The 23,509-nt window shown below is 67.9% G+C and carries 21 protein-coding genes; 12 read left to right on the top strand and 9 right to left on the bottom strand.

Translation table 11 applies throughout. The features are described 5' to 3' along the window. Positions 1-46 precede the first annotated feature (46 nt). Entirely contained in the window at positions 47-868 is an 822-nt protein-coding gene (locus GTZ93_RS07150) for a TIGR02452 family protein (RefSeq protein WP_139919378.1), read from the bottom strand. A 140-nt stretch (positions 869-1,008) separates the two neighbouring features. Here GTZ93_RS07150 and GTZ93_RS07145 point away from each other — a divergent pair, with 140 nt between their 5' ends. Both GTZ93_RS07145 and GTZ93_RS07140 read left to right on the top strand, forming a co-directional pair. Next, on the top strand, positions 1,009-1,821 hold the full coding sequence (locus GTZ93_RS07145) for a hypothetical protein (RefSeq protein ID WP_139919377.1): 813 nt from the start codon (positions 1,009-1,011) through the stop codon (positions 1,819-1,821). A 259-nt stretch (positions 1,822-2,080) separates the two neighbouring features. Continuing rightward, positions 2,081-3,061, top strand: a complete 981-nt coding sequence (locus GTZ93_RS07140; protein ID WP_139919376.1) for a M91 family zinc metallopeptidase — start codon at positions 2,081-2,083, stop codon at positions 3,059-3,061. A gap of 27 nt (positions 3,062-3,088) precedes the next feature. Here GTZ93_RS07140 and GTZ93_RS07135 read toward each other — a convergent pair whose 3' ends face one another. The 4 genes from GTZ93_RS07135 to GTZ93_RS07120 all read right to left on the bottom strand — a co-directional run bounded on the left by GTZ93_RS07135 (position 3,089) and on the right by GTZ93_RS07120 (position 6,303). Then, a complete protein-coding gene (locus GTZ93_RS07135; protein WP_139919375.1) occupies positions 3,089-4,402 on the bottom strand; it encodes a Dyp-type peroxidase in 1,314 nt (437 codons plus the stop codon). 1 nt (position 4,403) lies between these two features. Then, positions 4,404-5,420, bottom strand: a complete 1,017-nt coding sequence (locus GTZ93_RS07130) for a hypothetical protein (RefSeq protein WP_169822395.1) — start codon at positions 5,418-5,420, stop codon at positions 4,404-4,406. Positions 5,421-5,443: 23 nt separating this feature from the next. Beyond that, complete coding sequence (locus GTZ93_RS07125; RefSeq protein ID WP_139919374.1) at positions 5,444-5,977, bottom strand: hypothetical protein; 534 nt, start codon at positions 5,975-5,977, stop codon at positions 5,444-5,446. Between the two features lie 173 nt (positions 5,978-6,150). Next, complete coding sequence (locus GTZ93_RS07120; RefSeq protein ID WP_161662691.1) at positions 6,151-6,303, bottom strand: hypothetical protein; 153 nt, start codon at positions 6,301-6,303, stop codon at positions 6,151-6,153. Between the two features lie 192 nt (positions 6,304-6,495). Between GTZ93_RS07120 and GTZ93_RS07115 the strand changes: the two genes are divergently transcribed. From GTZ93_RS07115 to GTZ93_RS07095, 5 genes are all read left to right on the top strand, one after another. Beyond that, a complete protein-coding gene (locus GTZ93_RS07115; protein WP_139919290.1) occupies positions 6,496-9,453 on the top strand; it encodes a cation-translocating P-type ATPase in 2,958 nt (985 codons plus the stop codon). Continuing rightward, on the top strand, positions 9,450-9,689 hold the full coding sequence (locus GTZ93_RS07110) for a hypothetical protein (RefSeq protein ID WP_120600028.1): 240 nt from the start codon (positions 9,450-9,452) through the stop codon (positions 9,687-9,689). Before GTZ93_RS07115 ends, GTZ93_RS07110 begins: the two co-directional genes overlap by 4 nt. 9 nt (positions 9,690-9,698) lie before the next feature. Continuing rightward, complete coding sequence (locus GTZ93_RS07105; RefSeq protein WP_139919291.1) at positions 9,699-10,292, top strand: HMA2 domain-containing protein; 594 nt, start codon at positions 9,699-9,701, stop codon at positions 10,290-10,292. A gap of 113 nt (positions 10,293-10,405) precedes the next feature. Beyond that, the gene (locus tag GTZ93_RS07100) at positions 10,406-11,242 is read left to right on the top strand and encodes a DUF2092 domain-containing protein (protein WP_161662690.1); all 837 of its coding nucleotides are present in this window, start codon (positions 10,406-10,408) and stop codon (positions 11,240-11,242) included. Further along, positions 11,239-11,577 carry a hypothetical protein gene (locus GTZ93_RS07095; RefSeq protein WP_139919293.1) on the top strand — a complete coding sequence of 113 codons (339 nt, stop codon included), beginning with the start codon at positions 11,239-11,241 and terminating at the stop codon, positions 11,575-11,577. The genes GTZ93_RS07100 and GTZ93_RS07095 overlap by 4 nt, the downstream gene beginning before the upstream one ends. Here GTZ93_RS07095 and rph read toward each other — a convergent pair. After that, positions 11,541-14,183 (bottom strand): rifamycin-inactivating phosphotransferase, encoded by a 2,643-nt coding sequence (rph, locus tag GTZ93_RS07090; protein ID WP_139919294.1) that lies wholly within the window; start codon positions 14,181-14,183, stop codon positions 11,541-11,543. The two genes, GTZ93_RS07095 and rph, sit on opposite strands and share 37 nt — an antisense overlap. 156 nt (positions 14,184-14,339) lie before the next feature. Between rph and GTZ93_RS07085 the strand changes: the two genes are divergently transcribed. The 4 genes from GTZ93_RS07085 to GTZ93_RS07070 all read left to right on the top strand — a co-directional run bounded on the left by GTZ93_RS07085 (position 14,340) and on the right by GTZ93_RS07070 (position 18,239). After that, positions 14,340-15,194, top strand: coding sequence for a hypothetical protein (locus tag GTZ93_RS07085; RefSeq protein WP_139919295.1), 855 nt, complete (start codon positions 14,340-14,342; stop codon positions 15,192-15,194). A gap of 218 nt (positions 15,195-15,412) precedes the next feature. Then, a complete protein-coding gene (locus GTZ93_RS07080; RefSeq protein WP_161662689.1) occupies positions 15,413-17,218 on the top strand; it encodes a peptidoglycan-binding protein in 1,806 nt (601 codons plus the stop codon). A gap of 13 nt (positions 17,219-17,231) precedes the next feature. Continuing rightward, the gene (locus tag GTZ93_RS07075; RefSeq protein WP_139919297.1) at positions 17,232-17,732 is read left to right on the top strand and encodes a hypothetical protein; all 501 of its coding nucleotides are present in this window, start codon (positions 17,232-17,234) and stop codon (positions 17,730-17,732) included. A 42-nt stretch (positions 17,733-17,774) separates the two neighbouring features. Then, complete coding sequence (locus GTZ93_RS07070) at positions 17,775-18,239, top strand: protein-tyrosine phosphatase family protein (RefSeq protein WP_139919298.1); 465 nt, start codon at positions 17,775-17,777, stop codon at positions 18,237-18,239. Between the two features lie 65 nt (positions 18,240-18,304). Here the strand turns inward: GTZ93_RS07070 and GTZ93_RS07065 are convergent, their stop codons facing one another. Continuing rightward, a complete protein-coding gene (locus GTZ93_RS07065; RefSeq protein ID WP_139919299.1) occupies positions 18,305-19,249 on the bottom strand; it encodes a DMT family transporter in 945 nt (314 codons plus the stop codon). A 70-nt stretch (positions 19,250-19,319) separates the two neighbouring features. Here GTZ93_RS07065 and GTZ93_RS07060 point away from each other — a divergent pair, with 70 nt between their 5' ends. Then, positions 19,320-20,105, top strand: a complete 786-nt coding sequence (locus tag GTZ93_RS07060) for an AraC family transcriptional regulator (RefSeq protein WP_139919300.1) — start codon at positions 19,320-19,322, stop codon at positions 20,103-20,105. Positions 20,106-20,115: 10 nt separating this feature from the next. Here the strand turns inward: GTZ93_RS07060 and GTZ93_RS07055 are convergent, their stop codons facing one another. Then, positions 20,116-21,057: a macrolide 2'-phosphotransferase gene (locus GTZ93_RS07055; RefSeq protein ID WP_139919301.1), complete on the bottom strand. Its 942-nt coding sequence runs from the start codon at positions 21,055-21,057 to the stop codon at positions 20,116-20,118. A 34-nt stretch (positions 21,058-21,091) separates the two neighbouring features. Continuing rightward, positions 21,092-23,377 carry a Kelch repeat-containing protein gene (locus GTZ93_RS07050; RefSeq protein WP_139919302.1) on the bottom strand — a complete coding sequence of 762 codons (2,286 nt, stop codon included), beginning with the start codon at positions 23,375-23,377 and terminating at the stop codon, positions 21,092-21,094. Positions 23,378-23,509: the final 132 nt, after the last annotated feature.

Genomic DNA, 23,509 nt, shown 5'->3' with positions numbered 1-23,509 from the left:
TGACAAGTCGGCGCAGAGGAGCAACGACACGCACGAAGTCGTCGCGTCAGGCGAATCGCTCGCGGAAGGTTCGCAGGTTGGGTCCGTCCCCTCCCCGCTCCCACACCGCGAACACCACCCGCTCGAAGACGCCTGGGAACGCGTCCAGGGCTCGAGCGAAGGCATCCGCCGCGTCGAGGGGATTGTTCCGGAAGGCGCCGCAGCCCCATGCGCCCAGCACCACGGTGCGGTGACCTTGGTGCGCCGCCACCTGGAGCACCTTGAGGGCCCGCGCGTGCAGCGCCTCGCCCATGCGGGGCAACAGGTGCGGCGCATTCCGCTCCGCCGAACCGGCGTTGGGCGCGGGCGCGGTGATGAGGGACACGCTGAAGGGCTTCTCCAGCAGCGTGAGTCCCTCGTCGCGGAAGAAGGGCACCTGGGGTGAGTAGATGACGTGGTCCGTGTACAGTGGAGAGGACTGCGCGCGGTTGGCGTCGTAGTACTCGCGCTGCGTGAGCAGACATGGATAGAGCGCCGAGCAGCGCGCCAGGTCCTCTTCCTGGGCCTTCGCTCCGCCCAGGAAGCCGCCGCCTGGATTCTTCGCGGACGCGAAGTTGAGCGCGACGAGGTCCGCCACACCTTCCACCTCCACGCAGCGGCGCGCGGCGGCGCCGGTCTTCTCGGGTGTGACTTCGATGCGCGGTGCGGAGCCGCCCACGCGTGGCTCGGGCCGGGGCAGCCGCGCGAAGTCTCCGGGCCGGTAGAGCACCGTCCCGCGCAGGGCTTGCTCCACCTGCTCGCGGAACCGCACCGGCCGCCCGGACGGCGCCATGTACTCGCCCCGCTCCACGATTCCCACCGTCTCCTGCGCAATCCCCTTCAGCGACATGTCCGTCTCCCCAGAAAGTCTTCGTGTTCGAACAACACGAAGATTGCCCCCAGGAACTGACATGTGACCGGCGAACGGAACCTGTGACAGGGCGTGCGTGTCCAAGGCGCGACTTTTTCCCGAAAAGGAGCTCACGCCTCATGAAGCCGAACCTGAAGCAGTGGCTGTCCGTGCTGTGCCTGGGAATGACAGGAGTGTCCGCGACCGCCTGGGCGGACGTGGGGACGCCGGTCGACTGCGGCACGGTGGAATGCGAGGCCATCCGCGAGATGCGGTCGATCTACGCGGCGGAGTCCTCGTATTTCGGAGAGTATGATGTCTTCACGCTGAACCTCGCCAGCATCGGCTTCGCGCCCGCGGCGTGTCCGAACGGCAGCCGCGCCCCCGTGCCGGGAGCAGGCTGGGTGTCCGGGTGCAACTTCTCCTACAAGGTCACCGGCATCACGCCGAATCCGTCGCCGGGCTTCACGGCGGTGGCGCAGGGCGTGACGGGGACGGCGTCCGCGGGCATCACCCTCCAGATTGGCACCCACCCCGTCTCCGGCCGCCTCTTCTGGCTGGAGCGCCAGGGGGTGCGCCGCTACGTGGACTCCGCGGAGTGCCAGTCGCCGCAATCCTTCACCTGCGAGGCCGAGCTGCGGGAGGCGCGGTTCAACATGGGCTACATCCACGTGGTGGAGCAGTCGTACTTCGCGGAGAGGGACCAGTACTCCACCAACCTGCCGCTGATCGGCTTCATGCCGGAGGGCTGTCCGAATGGCACCCGCGCCGCCGTCCCGGACGCGTCCTGGGTGGGAGGCTGCCGGTTCATCTACAAGGTCACGCTGAACGGAACGACTGGCTTTACCGCCACGGCGAAGGCAGTGACTGGCGCCACGGAGGGTTCCATCCTGACCATCACGGAGTCGGGGCGGACCGTCATCACTCCGTCGTATCCAGCGTGGTGCCAGTAGGCTGAAGCAGCGACTCGGGTGACACCTCCCCGCGGCGCTACGGCCCCAGCGACATGTCTACGGGGTGAACCGGGGGCCTGATGTCTGGAGACATCAGGCCCTCGACTCCAGTCACCAGGGCCGCCTCCGGGAAGGCCTGTTGCTTCGACGTAACCCCCTGGAATCAGGAAGGGCCGGCGGAACCCGGGGCCGTGAAACGGTGGGCACGCGGGGTGCAATAGGGGTGGTCCGTCGCTGCACTCACTCTCGAGGCCCTCCCATGAAGCTGCGCTCCTCTTCGTTCTCCAAGCCCTCTTCGTCGTTCGGCTCCAGCTCCCCTTCCCCCTCCACCTCCCGCCCCCGCAGCGACAGCCTGCCCGCGAAGCCTGAGACCGCGAAGCCGAAGCCGGTGGCGACGCCAGCGCAGCTGCAGGCGGGCAAGAACAACCTCAAGCCCACGGACTACGGCGTGGTGGACCCCAATCTCCAGGGCATCCGGACCCGCCGTGACAACGGCCAGTCTGGCGCTCAGTTCGCGGACTTCACGCAGGACGTGCGCCAGTCCACCAACCGCCTCACGAGCAAGCCCGTGGGCAACCAGATGCTGAACGACATCAACGGCCGCACCCAGGCCGTGAACCCTGGCGCCACGGGCACGCAGAGCAAGCCTCTGACGGCGATGGACATCTACTCGGGCCGCAACTCGGCGATGCCCAACTCGCATGTCCCGCGCAACGACGGCACCCTGTCGTCCACCCGCCCGGCGTACCGCTACGACGGCCAGCCCGGCGCCGGCACGGCCAGCGACGTCAAGTACAACGAGAACGGCGGCGGCCAGCGCTTCAACAGCCTGGGCCACGAGTCGGTCCACGCCTGGCGCGCGTCCAACGGCGTCCAGGTGAGCCCCCTGGCCGCGAGCAAGCACAGCAACGCGGACGTCTTCAAGCAGCACCCGTCGCACTCGGCCAACATGAAGGACACCGTCGACAACCGCCTCCGCCTCACGGAGGAGTTCGAGACCGTTGGCCTGCGCCCCACGCCGCACACGAAGAACAACTGGGCCCCGTCCGAGAACGCCATCCGCGCCGAGCACGGCCTGCCGTCCCGCCAGGACTACTCGGGCCTGAAGCCCGACGGGAAGAACAGCAACGACCAGGCCTTCAAGAACTACGACGAAGGCACCGACGCCCGGAACTTCTTCCAGAAGCTGTCCGGCCAGCCGTCGCCCTTCCAGAAGATCGTCGGCGACCTGGAGAAGTGAGGCACTGGCTGGCGTTCCGTGGCCCGTTCAGGTCCGCAGGTCCGCCAGCCACCGCAACGCGCGAAGGCCGGGCATGAAGCCGTACTCGCCTCCGCGTGTGACCACGAACCGCGACAGGCCTTTCAGGCACCGGGGGATGGGCCGCCTTGGATAGGTGAACTCCCCGCTGCCGTCGTGGGCGCCAACGAGCGGATCCTTCGCCTCGCCCAACCCCAGGAACTCACCGCCGTTGATCCACTCCGATTGCACGAACTCGAATTGCCGTCCGAGGTGCGAGCCGATGAAGGCGAACATCAACCCCCGCTCGGCGCCGTCGTCCTCGAGGACGCCTTCGGGAAGCTCGGAGCCGTAGGCGGTTCCGCGCCGGATCATCCGGTGGAGTCTCACCACGCCCGCGACGGACGCGTCTCGGGGGTTCGCGCGCCGGGCGTGTGACCCGGGAGGCGTCTTGTAGCCGGTCGCATCGTCCGCGTAGTGGAAGTCATTGTTGCGCCGGGGGTCGGCGCCCAGCGCGGGATCGTCATGGTGCGGACACAGCGCCAATGGCGCGCCGCTGCGCCACCTCCCCATCATCTTCGCCGCCAGCAGCTCCTCGTCCCCAGGCCTGCTCGCGCTCTGCCTCAGGTACTGCCGGAACGCGGCCACCCGCTGATGGAGCTTGCGGAAGACGATGTACGTCCCATTGCGGCCCAGGACGTCGGGCTGGGGCATGGGGGGCAGGTTGCCGGTCTCATCGGGGTAGCCCAGGACGAACTCGCCTGCCTTGAGCGGCGCTTCGTGGGGGTTGCTTCCGGGAATGCCGCTCCCCTCGACGGCCGGATGGCTGATGCCATCCCTGAACCCGAACGGCTCCCGCTCCGTGCTGAGCGCGTGGCAATCCTGACGCCAGAGGGCCTGGACGCCGCCCAGCTCGCGCAGCGCCACACCCGCGCGCTCCAGCGCGGCGTCGAGCCGGGCCTGGTCCGGCGAGAGCGCCGTCAGCACCACATGGACGTCGGAGGTTCCCAGCGGTGACTCCCAATGCTCGGGGCTGCTCTCACCTTCGTCCCCCAGCGCCTTCGCCCGGGCAGCCATCCCCTGCCGGAACTCCCACGCGAAGCTGTCCAGGGAGTCCCGTGGCACGCCCAGCGCCTCGAGCCCGGAATGCGTGAGCGAGACGCTGACCCAGCATTCCGCGGCCGGCCGCTCCGGATGCGCGGCCGAGGACACCACCGAGCAGAGCCGGCGCATCAGCTCCCGACCCGCCTTCCGGTCGTCGATGCGCAGGAGGATGTAGGTCGCGACGTACGGCGTGGGCCGGGGCCGAAGCACTCCGCTCTGGATGTCGTCCAGTTCGAGCATGTCAGTGGTCGGTGGCCAGGTTCTTCCAGAAGCGCTCGAGGCTCTCGTCCGCCCCGAACAGGGTGCTGAAGATGGTGGAGTCCGCCACCAGGACGTCGCCGGCCCTGCCGTCGCCCGGCGGCATCCACACCAGGGCGTTGAACTCGGTGTTCCCCGCGTTCGTGAAGGGATGGGGCCGGGACGTATCAATGGGCTGTGTCGCCAGGACGCGAACCGAACGGGTGTCGTCCGTCGTGACCGCGTAGTGCGGCAGGTGCATGTGGAAGTTGAAGTTCTGGACCCCGGCGAGCCAGCCGCGGGTGTCCAGGTCCTCGCGCACCCGCAGGGGGGCGCTGCGGTTCGTTCCCTTGACGACCGCGGGGCGCAGGCCCCAACGATTCTCGACAGGGATTCCCAATCCCTTCATCAACGAGCGAGCATAGTTGCCAAAGCGCTGCTGGCGAGGCACCAGCGCGTCGCCATGGTGCGCGTATTCGAGGGCGCGCTCCTGCATGTCCTCCGAGTGCCCGACGTCATGGTGGGGGCCCATCACCAGACAGGTGCCTTCGCGCGCGAGGAATGCTCGGACCGCTTCAACCTCCTCCGGCGTGGCCACCTGCTCGGTGACGTTGTGGTCCAGGCTGAAGACCAGCAGCGTGTCGGCGTCAGCGAGGACCCGCTCGTCGAGCGGCAAGGCGAAGCCCGCCTGGTCCACCCGCTGGAACATGGGGACCGCGTATCCGGTGACCTCCTCGACGAGCTTCTGGAACCGCACCCAGGCCCAGAAGAAGAGCTCCAGGGAGCCAGAGATTCCCTGCTGGAACCTCCGCGGGTCCGCCCACTGCGGGGACTCGTACGTGGGCCAGAGCACCCGGCGGACCTCGGTCATCGTCGAGAACCGGTTGTCCATTCCAGTCGGTTCCCGATTGGCTTCTCCGGGGTAGCTCCAGGATGTGTAGACACTGACGCGCCGGTGCCCCTTCGAATAGCGCCTCGGCGCGTGGTCCTGGTTGTACGTCCGTGCGGGCGTCTTGCTCATGGCAGGCCCTTCTCGCTGCGGTCCTATTGCATCTGCTCGAGCATCTCGGTGAACGCGGCCTTGAGCTTCAGGGCCTTCTTGATCTCATCGCTGCTGAAGTACGGGTATTCGCCGTATTCGAGGAAGCTGTTGCACTGGTGGTCCCGGAGGAACTGGATGAACGCCTGCGTGTTGGTCTTCCAGTCCATGGGGAAGCCCTCGAGGTTCTCGAAGGCCGTGTTGATTCCGGAGCGCGTGAAGATGACGACCGCGTCTTCGGTGTATTTGTCGAAATCGGTGTCGAAGATGCCCTGATACATGAACCGGGTATCGTTATCGAAGAGCACCCAGCGCAGGTAATGGAGCTTGAGCGGCGCCAGCAGGTAGGGTTCCTTCTTGAGGGATTCGGCCAATCGCTGTCCGTAGCCGCGCAGCGTCTCGGCGCGCCCCGGCTTGACGTTGGCGACGATGGTGAAGCCGTAGCAGGCGGGCGTCTTTGGAAAGATGGGGCCGTACTTCCCCTTCTCCAGGTGCTCCGTCGACTTGGGAATGGCCATGGCCTGGGGTGTGAGTTCCATCGCGAAGCTCCTCTGACGCTCAAGGCTCAAGCTCGGGACGGGGCCCGGCGCATGCAAGGGCCGCCGACCTCCAGCGGCCAGGCTGTGCTTCGAGCGCCAGACCTCTTGAGGCTGAGGAACAGACGCATCAAGGACTCACCCCCCGTCGAAGGCGGCGGTGAGTCACCGTTACGTCACGGGCGGTACAGCTCCACCGAGGGGTTGAGCACGCTGGGGCTCAGGTAGCCGCCCGCGACCAGGATGTCGCCCGTGCTCAGCGCGGTGGTCGCCTGGTTGTAGCGCGGCGTGGACAGCGCTCCGGGCTGAGCCTCTACCAGATGCTCCACCTCGCCCGGCCCCCCGAGCCCCCCAAGGCCGTCAGGCGCCGCCGCTCCTCCGGTTGACCCTGCCCCCAACGCGGGCCCATCCGCCCTGAGGGTGGACCGGGTGTCACCCCCACGGCCTTCGCTGGCCCACCTGGCCGTGTTGTTCCGGAGGGCCGCCATCCCCACGTTCGGAAACCCGGGTGGGGGTCGCGAATGATGGTGTTCCTCATGGATGGGCAGTGCGCGACCGCGAGGGTGGTGCGCCACTCGACAGCGGCGCGCAGGCTGCGCCTGGAGGTCCCCAACCTGCGGTGGAACACCTCCCTCTGCAGGCGGATGGAGCGAACCTTCGCCACCTGGCCCGGCGTCGTGGACGTGAGCGCGGAACCCCGCACGGGACGACTGCTGGTGCGCTACGCGCCGCAGGCCCCGCTGCTGGCCCGGCTGCGCCAGGAGCCCGACGCACAGACCGCAGCAAGCCCCACTCCGAGCAAGGCCCGCCCGACGCAACGCGTGCAGCGCGGACCGCGGGAGCCGTGGCACGCGATGGCCGTGGACGCGGTGCTGGCCCGGCTGGACGGGACGGATCAAGGCCTCGCTTCCGAGGAGGCGGCCCGGCGGCTCAAGCGCTTTGGCCCCAATGTCATGCAAGAGGAGGCACCGCGCTCGCGCCTGGCCATGATGGGCTCGCAGCTGGCCACCGTGCCCACGATGCTGCTTCTGGGTTCGGCGGGGGCGTCTGCGCTCGCGGGAGACGGGCTGGAGGCGTCCGCCATCCTCACGGTGGTGGGGCTCAACGCGGGCATTGGCTACCGCATCGAGCGCCGCAACCAGGAGCTGCTCGCGTCGTGGCAGAAGCTGGAGGCGGGTGAGGCGCAGGTGCTGCGCGGCGGCGTCCTCCTCACGGTGCCCGCGGCGGAACTCGTACCCGGGGACGTGGTGCTGCTGCGCGCGGGCGACGTGCTGCCCGCGGACATGCGCGTCCTGGAGGCGCACCGGCTCTGCGCGGACGAGGCGCCCCTCACCGGCGAGAGCGAGCCGCAACCCAAGCAGGTCGCGCCGGTGGATGAACGGGCGCCGATGGCCGAGCGGACGCCGATGTTGTTCGCGGGAACCGCGGTGGCCTCGGGACGTGGGCGCGCCCTGGTGGTGGCCACGGGCGCGGACACGGAAATGGCGCGCGTGCGGGAGCTGGTGGCGCAGGAGTCCGCGCCGTCCACGCCGCTGACGCGCAAGATGGGTCAGTTGGACCGGCGCGTGGCGGCTGCCTCCGTGGGCGCGGCGACGCTGTCCGCCCTGGCGGGCCTGGCCCACGGCCGCTCCGGGCCCCAGGTGCTGCGCGGCGCGGTGGCGCTGGGCGTGGCGGCGCTTCCCGAGGGCCTGCCCCTGGTGGCGACCGCGGCGCTGCTGCGCGCCATGCAGCGGCTGCACGCGCGCGGCATGGTGGTGCGGCGCGTGGCGGCCGCTGAAGCGCTTGGAGGCGTCACCATCATCTGCACGGACAAGACGGGCACCCTCACTCGCAACGAGATGCGGCTGGAGGTGCTGGACCTGGGGGATGGCCCCCTGGAGCTGTCCTCGCTGCGTCCGCGCCCCCAGGCCGTGCTGGAGGATCCCCCCACCCTGGCGCTGGCGTTGGGACTGCTCAACAGCGACGTGGACATCCACCACCGGGGCAAGACGCTGGAGGTGTCCGGCAGCTCCACGGAGAAGGCGCTGGTGGCCGCCGCGCATGCCGCGGGGCTGGACGGGGCCGCGCTGCGCCGCGCCTTTCCCCGCCGCCACCTCCACGAGCGCTCCGAGGCCATCCACTACGTGGTGAGCGTCCACCATGCGCCCGGCGATGGCGCGGTGGCCTTCATGAAGGGAGCTCCCGAGCAGGTGCTGGACATCTGCGAACGGGACTCGAAAGGGCCGCTGGACGCGCGGAAGCGGCAGCGGCTGGCGAGGTGCAACGACGCGCTGGCGGCGGACGGGCTGCGCGTGCTGGCGCTGGCCTGGCGGCGGCTCGCCGGGGACGAAGACCCCGCGCCGACGGAGGGGTACACCTTCATCGGCTTCGTGGGGCTGAGGGACCCGCTCCGCGAGGGCGCGGCGGAGTCGGTGCGCCAGGCGCGAGGCGCGGGCATCCGCACGGTGGTGTTGACGGGAGACCAGCCCCGCACGGCCGAGGCCGTCGCCCGGCAGGTGGGATTGGAGGGGGACACCCTCACCCCGCATGAGCTGGCGGAGTTGCTCGAGCTGTCGGGCGAGGCGCTTGCGGACGGGCTCGCCCGCACCTCGGTGCTGGCGCGCGTGACACCGGAGGACAAGCGGAAGCTGGTGAAGGCCCTGCGCGCGCAGGGAGCCATCGTCGCCATGGCGGGAGACGGCATCAACGACGCCCCGGCGCTCCGGGCCGCGGACGTGGGTGTGGCGGTGGGCGTGCGCTCCAGCGACATGGCGCGCGCGGTGGCGGACGTGGTGATGTCCAGCGAGGACCTGCGCAGCATCATGTCCGCGGTGGGCGAAGGCCGCATCGTCCAGGACAACCTGCGCCGGGCGCTGCGCTTCCTCTTCGCGACCAACCTCTCGGAGATGACGCTGGTGTTGGGCGCGAGCCTGCTGGGGGTGCGGGAGCCTCTCTCGCCGCTGCAGTTGCTGTGGATCAACCTCCTCACGGACACGCTGCCGGGAATCGCCCTGGCGCTGGAGCCCGGAGACCCGGCCATCCTCGACCGGCCTCCGGCGCCACCGGGGATGCCGCTGCTCACGAGACGGGCGGTGCGCCGGGTGGCGCGGGACGGCGCGCTGATGGCGGGCTTCGGAGCCCTGGGGATGGCACTGGGAGGCCCTCCGCTGGCGTTCGGGATGCTCACCGCGGTGCAGCTCGGCTATTCGGCCGTGTGCCGCGCGCCCCGGGAGGCGCGGCGGCATGTCCCCGCGGACGGCGAGTGGCGCATGTACGCCTTCGTCGGCGGTGCCACGGCCCTGCACACGGCGGCGCTCACCCTCCCTCCGCTGCGGCGGGTGTTGCGCCTTCCAGCGCCCACGCCGCTGACGTTCGGCGGGCTGGCCGCGGGACTGTTCCTACCGGCCCTGGTGGGCGCGACGCCCGCGTGGGGCGCGCAGGTGGTGCACCGGGCGCGGCGGATGACTGACACAACCTCTTCCCTGGAGACACCTTCATGAAGTTCGACCTTCCCTCCTTTCTCATGGGCTACGGCGCGGGCGCGAGCACCGTGCTGATGACCAAGCATCTGCGGCCGCTCCTCGTGGAGGTGGCCACCTCGGCCTACCACTTCGTCGACATGGTGCTCGCGCGCGTCGCGATGAAGCACGAGGACGTCGAGGATCTGATGGCGGAGGCGAAAGCGAGGGCTCGCGGAGGCGGCCGCACGCGGCCCACGGACGAGGCCCGGGCCTAGGGGGCGCACATGACGAAGAGCATCCACGTCATCCACACGTCACCGGGACGCATCCGCCTGCGGCTGCCGTGGTTGCGGCGCGACGGGAAGGAGGCTGCGTCGCTGGCGGACGACCTGCTGCGGGTGGAGGGCATCAACGAAGTGCAGGTGCGGCCCTTCACCGGCAGCGTGCTGTGCATGCACGACCCCGAGGAAATGGGCGTCGAGCGCCTGATAGAGGAGGTGTGCCGGAGCACCGGAGTGGACACGGTGGTGCGCCCTGGAGAGGAACTGCCCGACGGGGACGCCCTGCTGCGGTCCCTCGAGAAGGGCAGCGGCGTGGCGCGAGCGGCCACCTTGTTCATCAAGGGACTCAACGTGGAGGTGCTACGCGCCACCGAGGGCCACGTGGACCTGGGCGCGCTGGCGGCGCTGGGCTTCGCGGCGGCGGGCGCGGTGGATATCGCCGTCAAAGGGAAGCTCGATTCCCCTCCGTGGTTCAGCCTGGGCTGGTGGGCCTTCCGCACCTTCGCAACCATGGAGGAGTTGGCCATCCGGAACACCTCCGCCCACGTGCGCCACAACAACGGCGACGCGCACCCGCCTGGCAAGACCGCCCACTGAGGTCGGTCCGCGGTGGCGGCCTTTTGCAAGGCACCAGACAGCGCGGCGGTTGAACCGGTGAGCCTTTGAGCCCCACGGCCATGTCCCCATCGTCCTGGGGACTGGAGGGGTTCATGACAGGCGCAGGTAGCAGCGCGAGGTTGAGGAAGAGGTGGTGCGGGCCCCTGCTCGCCCTCCTCCTGGGAACAACACCCCTGCTCGCGGGGGCACAGCAGGACCAGGCAACCGCCGAGCGCACCGGGTCCGACGATCGGATCGACTCCCAGGCCCAGCGCATCCTGCGCCAGATGAGCGACTTCCTGGCCGAGCAGCGCGAGTTCTCCGTCCGCACCGAGGGGACGCTCGATGAAGTGCTCGACTCGGGGCAGAAGATCCAACTGCAGCGCGCGGGCGACGTGCGCCTGCAACGGCCCAACCGGCTCCGCGTGGACCGCGCCGGAGACCTGGCCAGGCTCCACCTCTTCTACGACGGCCAGCGGCTCACGGTTCAAGGCGAGCAGGCCAACGTCTATGCGACGACGCCCGCCCCCTCCACCCTGGATGCCACGTTGGACATGGCTTCGCAGAAGCTCGGGTTGGATGCGCCCGGGGGTGACCTGCTCGTCAGCAATCCCTACACCGCCCTCACCGAGGACGTGCGCTCGGGGAAATACCTCGGCCGCGCCAAGGTGAACGGCGTGCCCGTGCACCACCTGGCGTTCCGCAACCGCGACGGCGTGGACTGGGAACTGTGGGTCGAGGACGGCCCGCGGCCCCTGCCGCTCAAGTACGTCATCACCTCGCGAGACCTGCCGGGAGCACCGCAGTACTCGGTGACCCTGTCCGAGTGGAACCTGTCGCCCAAGCTCACCCCGGACCAGTTCCAGTTCACGCCCCCACGCGATGCCACGCGCGTGTCGTTCCTCGCACCGGACTCGAAGGGCGGAGCGCAGCAAGGAGGCTCGAAATGACGACGCACACGCGCAAGCCCCGCCAGCGGGCGGCGGCGATGTTGCTGGGGCTCTTCTTCCTGGGAGGGGTGCTCCCGGAGGTGGCCCTGGCCCAGTACTACGGCACGTCGCGCCGGGTGGCGCGGCGCACCTCACGACGCACGGCCGCCCGTCAGGACGCCGTCTACGGCAACAACACGACCGTGGTGGCGGCGCCGGTGGGCGCAGCCACCGTCACGACGCTCCCCGCGGGCTGCGCGGCCACGACGGTGGGCGGCGTCGCCTACCAGCAGTGTGGCGGCGTTCGCTACCGCCCCTTCTACCAGGGGGACACCCTCGTGTACGTCGCCGAGTAGTCCCTGTCTGGCGATGACAGGAGTTCGACGTAGCCGTCCGTCCCATGCACACGGATCCGCTGCCCGTCCCGGATGAGCCGGGTGGCCTGCTGCACGCCCACGACGGCTGGCAAGCCGTACTCCCGTGCGATCACCGCACCGTGGGTCATCAGGCCGCCGACCTCCGTCACCAGGCCCTTGATGGACACGAACAAGGGCGTCCAGCTCGGGTCCGTGAAGGAGGTGACCAGGATGTCGCCCGCTTCGAGCCTGGCCTCCGCCATGTCCAGGATGACGCGGGCCCGCCCCTCGATGGTCCCGGCGGAGACCGCCAGGCCGACCAGCGCGCCGGCCGGCAGGTCATCGCGTCGGTATGCCCCGGCGATGACCTCGCCGTCCGACGTGAGCACCCGGGGCGGTGTGAGTGATTGATACGACCTGAACGCGTCCTTGCGCTGACGGATGAGCAGCTCATCCGCCTGGCTCGTGCGCACGACGTCGTGGAGTTCCTGGAGCGTGAGGTAGAAGATGTCTTCCTTCTCGCGAAGCACGCGGGCCTTCACGAGGCGCTCGGCTTCTTCCAGCAGGGCCTGCTTGTAGACGAGGTATCGGTTGACGATGCCGTACTTCGGATACTCCCGGTACCCGATGAAGGTCCGGACCCGGTCGATCATCCGCTTTGTCTCTTCGGCCCTCCCCTCTCCGTCCGGCAAGGCCCTCAGGCGCTCCAGCACCTCCTGTTCCTTCTTCCAGGCCTCCTGACGTCCCTGCTCGAAGCGCCGCGCGCCGGCACCCGGCTCGAAGTTCTGGATGTTGCCCAGGAGAATGGGCACGAGCGTGGAAGGCCGTTCGCTCCAGCGCGGCTTCGTGATGTCGATCTCGCCGGGGCAGCGCATGCCGTACTTGTCGAGCCAGGCGCGGATGGCGTCTCGCGCTTCCCGGCCGCCAGCGAGCGTGTCCATCCTGTCCAGGAAGCCCTCGTCCTCGACCTGGCGCAGGAAGGACACCACGTCCGGATGCGGGCGGATCACGTCCGCGACCTCCAGGAGCGCCAGCCCCATCTCCGACGTGACGTTGTTGGGGACGGACTGCGTGAGCGTGTCGGCGGCGTTCTTCTCGCCCAGCCACGCCTGCAGCTGTTCGTTGAGCCACCAGGTGGCCTCCATCCCGGCCATGATGACCTGATGGCTTCGCGGCTCGAACAGGAGCCGCTTCAGCTCCTGGATGTCCGTCAGGATGAAGTCGATCAGCGCCGCCCCGGACTTCGTCTGGATGTCGCGCTTCAAGGCGGCGATGGAGGCCTGATTGCGGCCAATCAGTTCGTCGACGATGGCCGGATCGGTTTCAATCGGGGCGGGTGCGCCGCCAGCCGGAGGCCTGACGGGACTCGCGTCCGGGAGCGGCCGGATGAAGTCGCCACGTCCGAGGAGGGTCTGCAGCGCATCCCTGATCAACGGATCGGATTTCCCCAGGCCCTCCACGAGGACCGCGCGGCCCGCTGGCGATGCCAGGAGCTGGGTGACGTCGACGAACAACCTCCCGCCGGCCTCGAACATCGGCCGCAAGGCCGTCAGCTGGAACAGGGAGAGCCCCAGGGGCTTCATGGCGTCGGTCATCATCTGCTGATGACCGACGGAGACGTAGACGTGGTTCTCCGGGTCGCTGGCCACGGGGATGGGGAACAGCGTGGTGATGGGCCGGCTCTGGACGAAGAAGAACGCGTCATCGACCCGGCACCATTCGATGTCCTGGGGGCGGCCGAAGTGCGCTTCGATCCGCCGGCCCAACTGAGCGAGCCGCACGACCTGCTCATCCGTCAGCGCGGGCTGCTGCTGCCGGTCCGGAGCAATCGCCTGTTCCTGAGTCCCGCCTGCCGGCAATGCGTGGATGGCCAGTTGCTTGGTGGCGACCGTCTTGGCGATGACCTCACCGTCCCGCACCTTGTAGGAGTCCGCGTTCACCAGTCCGGAGACCAGGGCCTCGCCGAGGCCGAAGCTGGCCTCCACCGAGGCGACCTTCCGGTGGGAGGTGATGGGGTCAGCGGTGAACAGGATGCCAGCCGCCTGCGGGAAGACCATCTGTTGCACGACCACCGCCATGCGGACCTTGCGGTGGTCGAAGCCATTCCGCATGCGGTAGATGACAGCCCGCTCGGTGAAGAGCGAGGCCCAGCACCGGCTGACGTGCTGGAGGATCGCCGCCGTCCCCACGATGTTCAGGTACGTGTCCTGCTGGCCCGCGAAGGAAGCCGTGGGCAGGTCCTCCGCCGTCGCGCTCGAACGGACGGCGTAGGCGGCGTGCTCGCCGAGCCGGGCGAGCGCGTGGGTGATCGCCGCCGCCACATCGTCAGGGATGGCGGTCCCTTCGAGGGTCTGGCGGATCTCAGCGCTGAGTGCGCGGATCCGCTCCCGGTCGTCCGGCTTCAGGCGCGACAGCTGCTGGAGCTGCTCGTCGATGGACGGCGCTTCCGCCAGGATCCGCTGGAAGGCGTCCGTCGTCACACAGAAGCCAGCCGGCACGCGGATGCCGTCGATCCGCGAAAGCTCTCCCAGATGCGCGCCCTTGCCGCCCACGACCGCGACCTGCGTCTGGTCGATCTCCTGGAGACCCAACACGTAGCAGCCCATGCGCTCCCCTCCCTCTCGCGAAAGGGCGGCACTGTACTCCTTGGGTGCCCCCTGGAGGCCCGACCGGCGGCGTGAAACTCTCTGGCGGAGGACACTGAGGTCGCAATCAGGGAGGCAGGAGAGATGGGTTTTGGAAGTCAGTCCGCGCTGGGTTCGGTGTTCATCATGCTCCTGGGCGCGAGCGTTCCGCGGGCGGTCAACGCCGAGCCCGCGGCACAGGAGCTCAAGCGCTTCAAGGCGAGCGAGACGACCGGGGCGATGTTCGTCCTGCGCGCGACGGGCTGCCACAAGGCGGGCGACACCTGCCAGCTCGAGCTCGAGTCGAGTGACGCAGCTGGCGGGAAGCGCAAGGCGAAGCTGCCCGCAGGCATGGCTTACGGGATTCAAGCCGCGCCCCCTGAGAGCTGGACCTCCGGCGAGGAAGAACAGAACGTCACAACCTCCGTCCAACCGGTACGACTGGAGGCCGGGCAGTGGGGACTCCTCGTCACCCAGCAGGGCGGGTTCGAACACGTCCATCGCCACCACCGTCTCTACGTGGTCAAGGACGGCGGGGTGGCGGAAGCCTGGAACGGGGATGAGAACTTCGCGGGTCCGGAGAGTTCCCACGTCGGCCCGTATCCGCTGACATCGGGCTCACCGGTCGAGGGCTTCTATCGGGAGTATGCGTTTCTTTCCGCCGAGCCCGACGAGTGGAAGCTGGATGCCTACCGCTGGGATGCCGCTGGCCACAAAGTGGTGAAGGAGCTCCGGAACCGGCCCGCGCGCTACGCGGCCATCATCGGAAGCTTCAAGACGGTCCAGGAGGCCATCGCGTCCCGCGACAGCGCGCAGCTGGCTCAAGCCTGCGCGAGCGGCTTCCTGGTCCTCGAAAGCACGCCGCACAAGCGCCTGACGCCAGGGCTGTTCATCGTGACGAGCATCCACCCGGAGAAGAAAGCAGCCGAGACCGCGCTGAAGAAGATCGGCGCCTGCAATCCGAAGGTCTCGGGTTACGTCAAGGCTCTCTGAAAAGACTCATCGGAGGTCCTGCCTCACCCAACGCGCCAGGGCACTGCGCGACAAGACCCAATCCCTCTCCCCGGGTTCTTCGTTCGCATTGATGCGTCTTCATACAGTTCAAGCCCACACGCACCGCGACTTCAGGTCAGGGGTGAGAGATGGGCCAACCCACAGGAAGCTTTGAGGTTTCCGAGGAATTGCTTCGATTGGGCTCTACGGGGTCCGCGGTGGCCAACCTCCAGAATCACCTCCGGCTGGCTGGACTCTATCGAAGGCCCATTGATGGTTGCTTTGGAACGGACACAGCCTATGCCGTCAGACAGTTCCAGTTCGACAGGAAGCTGAGCCCGGACGGGATCGTGGGCCCCTCGACCTGGGCGGCCCTGAGCACCATCTCCACTCCTGTCTCAACAGTTGGCAACGCCAACAGCCCAAGGGGCTTCCCGTTCGAGATGGGCAGAGGAGTCTACGGTGTTGGCCGGGTGTCCAACGGCGATGGAGTGAACCTTCGAGCCCAGCCCCAACCTGCCGGCACGTTCAAGAAGAAACTCTCCTTCAACACACGCGTCTTCGTAAGCCGTGAACTCTCAGGCGACTGGTATTTCGTGACGACTGAGGATGGAAACTCCGGCTTCGTCTACAAGAAGTACATCAGCATCAACCCACCTGACCCCGGATCCACCCTTCATCGAATCAAGAAGAACGAAGGCGCGCTGGCCATCGTCAAGCAGCATTACAAGGGGTCCGCCATCCAATGGGGGCAGGACGAGCGCTACTATGCCAATGTCCTTGTCGAGGCGAATCGGGGCCAGGGGCTCCGCGGAATCTACAAGCCGACCGAGGACGCGGCCTGGGATAAGACCCAGACGCGTGAAGGCTACCTCATCTGGATTCCGAGCATGGAGTTCGCCAAGAGCCTGCGAGGCAAGGTGGGCTCAGGATCCATCTCGTATGAACTGTGGCAGGACGTCAAAGCTGTCGCCACGAACGTTGGGAACGCCTACCTGGGGAATCTGGCCTTTTCCGCGGGCCTGATTCACGGCGCGCTCGAATCCGTCTGGGATCTCCTCACAGGGTTCATTGATCTGCTGGAGTTGGTATGGAAGCTCGTCTACAGCTTGCTGAGCGGCGAGATCCTATCGGACTTGAAGGGCCTGTGGGATCTGGCTGCATCGTTGAACCTGAAGACGCTGACCGAGGCAGGCCTCCAGGCTCTCGCCAACCGCTGGAACGATCCAAATCTCCTTCGCCGCGAGCACTTCCGGGGCTGGCTTATCGGGTACGTCATCGTCGAGATCGTGTTGGCGGTCGCTACTGCGGGAGCCGCCATTGTGAAGTGGGCAGGCAAGGCTGGAAAGCTTGGCAAGCTCCTCTCGAAATTCCCCAAGTTCGTGAAGCTCGCGGAGAAGGCGAAAGACCTCACGAAGCCCCTGGACAAGGCGATCCAGGCGGCTAAGAAGTCAGGGGTCCGTTCCGCGGTGAAGGCACAGGGGAAGGTGAAATCCTTCTGGTCACGGCTTCATCCCTCGAAGCTGGCTCAGGCTCGGACACGCCGAGCATTACTGCGTACGAAACTAAAGGACACTCGCGTCCAATTAGGGAAGGCTCGCCTCCAGGAACATCAGGCGAATAAGAAGGCTCGTCTTTCGAGACTGACACAAGCCAACCCCGTCGACATACGTCGTGCGAACAGACTCCGGAGGTTTCCGGCAATGTCGCGAAAGCGCTTGCATCACATCATCCATGGCGACAAGTGGGGCGGCGGACATGGACCGAACTCGCCGAAACCTGGCAAAAGCAAATTCAAGGCATCTTTCGACATCTTCGAAGCCATCATCGACTCAGCCCGCACGGGAACAATAGGTCCCAACTACAAGTGGGGCACGAAAGTCCGTCTTGACGGTTCGTTTTGCGTGCAGAAGACGTATCCCTACTCCGTGGGATTCACCCCCGATGGCCAACCCGTTCACTCCATTCTGGTCGCCATTAGCGATGACGGCGCTATAATCACCTCCTTCCCTGCTCCTCCGTGAGGACACCATGTGGATGAAGTGCGTACTGTCTGACGAGGAGCTCAAGCGAAGCACCTCGTCCGAAGCCGACGACTTGCTGGTGGGGTACCATCTTTTCCAGACAGCCATCTTCTTCGGTACGAATTCCCATCCCAATGCCTTTGGGGATGTGACGGCTGCGGAGTCGGGTGACTTCAGCAAGTCCTTGTTCGTCGTGCCAGGAGTCGACTTCGCGATGGCGTGGTCCAGTGTGTTTCCCTGGCTCGAATCCTCCGAGAAGAAGTGGGTCTATCAGCATCCTGACGATGCCGCGCGGCTCGTGCTGGAGAAGGCCGACGGCGAGCGGGTTCGAATCTACCTGGACTGGGCGCCTACGAAATTCGTTGAGGCGGGTGAAACCGAGCTGGGTGAGGTCAGCCTTGAGGTGGTGGACGAGCTGGTCATCAAGCTGGTGGACCACCTCCCCAAATGCCCTGCGAAGGATGTGGCCGAAAGCCTTGAGGGTCTAGACGAGGCATATTCGGAGCTGGAGTAGCGCGAAGGCCCTTCTCCGGCACCCGGTGACGAGGACTGCCCCATGAGTGATGTCCACCTTGTCTCCATTGGCGGCGGTGCGATCTCGCTGACACATCGCCCCAAGCTCAAGGACTTCTCCACGCTGCGTGCCGAAGGGGTGACTCACGTCGTCACCCTGCTTGCAGAGGCCGAGGGCGCACGCCAGCTTGGCGAGGCCGCGACCCGAGCGGGCCTTGGTTGGATCTGGGTTCCGTTTCACGGCGGAGCGGTCCCGGCCCCCGAGCGGACCCAGGAGCTCAGGCAGGTGTTGCGCCAACTGAGCGCCATCGTCGAGGGTGGCGGCAAGGTGGTCATCCACTGCTCGGCGGGGATTCACCGCACGGGCATGTTCGGCTATGCGCTCTTGCGACAGCTCGGACTGAGCGCCGAGGCTGCGCGCGCAAGGCTCGCAGAGTTGCGTCAGGTCACCGCGGAGGGCGTAGGCCCAGACCGCTTGGCCTGGGGGGATGCGCTGGTAGAGCCCTGATCCTGCACTTCTGGGTGAGGCCAGACTCGACGAACTGGAGTAGCGCGGAGCCGGCCACATCAGGCTCACAGCTGGGGGTTCGCGCCCGGCTTCCACGCGGACGCGGAGCGCAGCAGGCCGGCACCACTCACGATGAGGATCCCGGTGAGGACCAGCACCGCGCCCACCGCGAAGGAGATGTCCGCCTGTTCGTTCAGCACGAGGATGCCCGCGCTGATGCCGAACAGGGGCGTCATGAACGAGAACACCGACAGGTTCGAGGCGAGGTAGTGGCGCAGGAGCCAGAACCACACGAGGTAGGTGGCGAAGCAGACGATGACGCACTGGAAGAACAGGCTCGCCCAGGCCACGGGGACCATCGTGATGGGGCCGGCCTGGCCCGTGAGAAAGGCCACGGGCAGCAGCAGCGCGGCGCCGCCCACCAGCTGATACAGCAGGGTCTGCGTGGGCGGTGCGTCGGACAGCGACGAGACGCGAATCACCACCGTGGTGGCACCCCAGGCCAGGCCCGCGAGCAGTCCCATCGCATCTCCGCGGAGCACGCTCGGGCTGAGGCCTCCTCGCAGCCAGCCGCCGCCAAACGCCAGCGCGATGCCCGCGAAGGCCACGCCAATTCCCAGCCACTGCGTCCGCTTCAGCCGCTCGGAGGGCACGAACCAGTGCAGGCCCAGCGCGGAGAAGACGGGCGCGGTGTAGAGGAAGACGCCCATATGCGAGGCGTTCGTGTGTCGCAGCCCCTCCGCCACGAAGAGGAACTCCAGGGAGAAGAGCACGCCCACGAGCATGCCGGCGCGCCACGGCCCGCGGCGCAGCAGCCCCCGCTCGCCCCGCACCCAGCACAGCAGCGCCACGAGCAGCGCGGCCACGCCCGAGCGCAGCGCCATCTGCATGAGGTTGGGGACGTAGGGAGCGGCCATCTTGACGGCCACCTGCTGGAAGCCCCAGATGGCGCACAGCACGACCATGGTCGCGAGCGCGAAGCCATCCGCGGGTTTTCGTTGGGAGCTCATGACTTCATCCTGCGGCTGACGGGGCGGATGGATATAGCGAGATTCCGACAACCCATCCCGAGAAGCCGCCATGGCGAAGCAGCTGCAGGTTCCCTTCACCTCAAAGCTTCCACACCCCGTGTATTTCCGGGCGGCGATCCTGCCCGCGGAGGCGGCCTATCCGCGGCACCGCCATCCCTGGGGTGAGTTCGTCTACGCGTACAGCGGGGTGATGGAGCTCAAGCTGGCGGGCAGCCACTACCTCGCCCCTCCGCAGTACGGCATCTGGCTGCCGCCCGACCTGGAGCACCGGGGCATGAACCGCTTCGAGGCGAGCCACTGCTCGCTCTACCTGGACCCCGCGTGGTGCCGGGGCTTGCCCAAGACGGCGTGCGCGATGGCGGTCAGCCCGCTGATGAAGTCCCTGATGGAACACCTGCGCACCCATGAACTGGCGCAGCCACGCACCAGCGCCGAGCGCAGGTTGTTCCGGGTGCTCATCGACCAGCTGGCGCTGGCCCCCGCCCATGGGAGCTACCTGCCCATGTCCGATGATCCGCTCCTGCGGCCAGTCCTCACGGCGTTGGAGCGACACCCGGAGGATGAGCGCTCCCTGGCGGAATGGGCCAAGGAACTGCACACCACCGAGCGCACGCTGGAGCGTCGCTGCCAGCAGCGCCTGGGGCTGTCGTTCAGCGAATGGCGCCAGCGGCTGCGCGTGGTGAAGGCGCTCGCGATGCTGGAGCAGGGACACGCGGTGGAGGCCATCGCGCTGGACCTGGGCTACAGCAGCGCCTCCGCCTTCATCGCGATGTTCCGGCGGATGACGGGCACCACGCCGGACAAGGTCCGCGGCCACGGCTTCGTGGCGTCGTGAGGAGAGACGGTCAATCCGCCAGCAGCTGTTCCTTCGCGGCGGTCAGCCAGTCCTCGTTGCCGGTATCGAGCGCGAACAGGGCCAGCACCACCGGCGCCGTGGACAGCCGCTCCGCGACGTGCCGGACGATTCCAGGCCAGACCCGGCCCCCCGCCGCCGCGTAGTCCCGGAGGAGCCGCTCCAGGCCGGGCTCACCGAAGAGCTGGAGGTGCGCGCTCATGTCGATGGCCGGATCGTCCACACGCGCCTCGGTCCAGTCGATCATCCCCGACACCTGTCCCAAGCCATCCACCAGGACGTGGCCGGGATACAGGTCGCCATGGGTGGGCACGCAGAAGTCCGGCCAGCACGCGTCGTCGTCCAGCCAGGTCCGCCAGCGCCGCAGCCGCGCCGGGTTCACGTCGAGCTCCCGCGAGACTCGCGCCACGTCGTCGGCGACGGCCTGACGGGCCTGCTGGGGCGTCCGTGTCCGCATCCCCGCCTGGGCCGCTGCTTCCCCTGACAGCGCGTGCAGCGCGGCCAGGGCCCGGGCGAAGCTGCCGGTGAAGGCGTCCGAGCCCGGGTCGATCCTCCACTCCGGAGTGGCGGAGCCCTCCGGGACCACCAGGGCGGGGGAATCCACCAGCAGCGGGTAGGCGATGAGGTCCGTCGCCACCACTCGCCAGTCCGGCACCGCGAACGGCAGTCGGGATGCCCTGAGGAACGCGAGCGTGCGCACCTCCACCTGGACCTTGCGTGTCGCGTGCTCATGCCGGGGGATGCGCAGGACCCAGCGGGTGCCATCGCCCGCGCTGGCGATGGCAACCCGGAAGTCCAATCCCAGTTCATTGAACGCGATGGGGCCGGACAGTGACAGCCCATGCCGGGCCGCGAGCTCACGCACCCGGAGGTCGTCTGCGTCGGAGAGGGAGGAACTGCTCGGTTCGGACGGCGGGCTTTGGGGCTTCGACATGGCGTGACCTCGCACCCGGCCGCCGGCTCCGGGCTCAGGGTGTGTATAGCTCCGCCGTTGACAGATACCCGAGGGAGCCCCCCCATCCTCCCGCGATGAGGACCTGCCCGTCGGGCAGCAGCGTCGCGGACTGGTCCGAGCGCGGTACGACCATGGTTCCGGCAGGGATCCAGGTGCTCGTGGCCGGGTCGTACAATTGCGGAAACCGGCCCCCGACGACGAGCACCCTGCCACCGGGCATCAGCGTCGCGGTGTGGAGGGCGCGACGTTCGAGCATGGGGGCAATGGGGCTCCAGGTGCCCGTGGCCGGGTCGTACAGCTCCGCCGTCGCGAGACTGGAATCAAACTCGTCCACGCCTCCCGTGACGAGCACCCTGCCATCGGGCAGCAACGTCGCCGTTTGGAGGGCGCGGGCTTCAGTCATGGAGCCGGTGTTGCTCCAGGTGCCCGTGGCCGGGTCATACAGCTCCGCCGTCCTGGTGCTGCCAATTGAAGTAGTGAATCCCCCAGCGACGAGCACCCTGCCATCAGGAAGCAGCGTCGCCGTGTGGTTCCGACGCCACTCCGCCATGGAGCCGGTGTAGCTCCACGTGCCCGTGGCCGGGTCGTACAGCTCCGCCGTCGGGGGCGCGCCGGGAACGTCACTGCCTCCCGCGACGAGCACCCTGCCATCAGGGAGCAGCGTCGCCGTCTGGCTGGAGCGAGGTTCGGCCATGGTGCCGGTGGGGCTCCAGGTGCCCGTGGCCGGGTCGTACAGCTCCGCCGTCGCGAGGAAGCCGCTGGAGTTGAGTCCCCCGACGGCGAGCACCCTGCCATCGGGCAGCAATGTCGCCGTGAACTGCCAACGCCCTTCCGCCATGGCGCCTGTGTTGCTCCAGGTCCCCAGGGCCGGGTCGTACAGCTCCGCCGTCGCGAGGTAGTCGACATCCGAGGCGAGCCCTCCCACGACGAGCACCTTGCCGTTGGGCAGCAGCGCTGCCCTTTGGTCGGCGCGAGGCCCCGCCAGGGAGTCCGTCAGGGCCCAACTCCCCGAACAGGCCGGCAGCCCCGTCGCGGTGAAGGTTTGGGTGTCGGTCAGGTTGAACGCATTGGTGACAGTCACGGTGATGGAAGGAGGAGCGCTGGCACAGGAAGGAGCCGTCCAGGTGACGCGGCTGCGGAAGGGGTCACTGAGCGGCAGTTCCAGCCAGCCGGCGGTGGCCTCCCAAGAGAAGGTGAGCGCGGAACCCTCCGGATCGATGGCATTCACCTCGTAGGTGAACTCCTGGCCCGAGGAGGCCGTGTCCGAGGAGCGGTAGGAGCGGATGATGGCGGGAGGGAAGTGATTGGCCGGGGGCGTGTCGCTGACACACAGCGCGACGGTGCCGGTGTTCTGTCCGCCGCGCCCATCGGTGACGGTGACGGTCAGACGGCAGTTGTTACAGGCACCCGCGGGCAGGGCCGAAGGCGTGAATTGAGCAGCGCTGGAGGAGGCCTGCGCCCAGGTCCCGGCACAGGAGGCGCTCCAGGCGTAGGAGAGGCTGTCACCGTCCGGGTCGGAAGCCGAGGCGGAGACAGACGTCGTCTCCCCGACGGCCAGGGACGTGGGGCTGGCACTGAGAGCGGTCACCACCGGGAAACTGTTGAAGGAGATGGACAGCTCCGCCTCCCCCTCCCCGTCCGCGGTGACGTTGACCGCCAGCGAGACGCTGGAAGCCAGGCCGCGCGAGTCCGTCACGGTCAGGATGAGGGTCGCAAGGCCCGTGGACGCAGGCGCGGTCCACGACGTGGCGGCAGCCGAGGTATCGGAGAAAGAACCCGCGGTCGCATTCCAGGCGTAGGAGAGCGTATCGCCCGGATTGGGATCATGCGCGGTGGCGGTCAGGGCGATGGTGCCGCCCACCGCCACGGAGGTGGAGGAAGCCACCAGGGAGTCAATGACGGGCGCCTCATTGTCGAAGGGAGGCGGAGGGTTGAGCTGCTGAAGGGTGATGGCGACCAGGGTGCTTTGGTTGGCGTTGATGGTGACGCCCGTCGCGGTCCCTTCGTAGGCCAGGTTGCCGGAGAAGTCGAAGGCCTGGGCCAGGAAGGTGCGACTGGAGCCCGCGGGGATGTTGCCAATGATGCCGCCCCACACGCCATTGGTCGCAGTCAGCTCCACGGTCACTGCGGGGATATCCGGGCCACTCGAGGTGACCAGGACGTAAATAATGTCTGGGGCGAGCGCCTGGTTGGCGGAGACAGCGAAGCGGACCGAGCCGGTGTCCTTCGAGGAATCCGAGCAGCCCGCCAACAACGACACTGCGAGCGCGAGCACCAACGGAGTGAATGCCATCTTCATGCGACCGCCCCCCTCTTGCCAATCCCTTGCAGCCAGCTGACGTGCTGGCGTGGCGCGGAGTATTGGCAATGGGAGGCGGCGCCGGACATTACCCCGCTAGCGCACGCGCCATCGTTTGTCAGACGAATGCGG

Source organism: Corallococcus exiguus (assembly GCF_009909105.1).
Taxonomy (GTDB): Bacteria; Myxococcota; Myxococcia; order Myxococcales; family Myxococcaceae; genus Corallococcus; species Corallococcus exiguus.
Note: the sequence above shows the minus strand (reverse complement) of the source record. Positions and strands in the feature narration are given on the sequence as shown.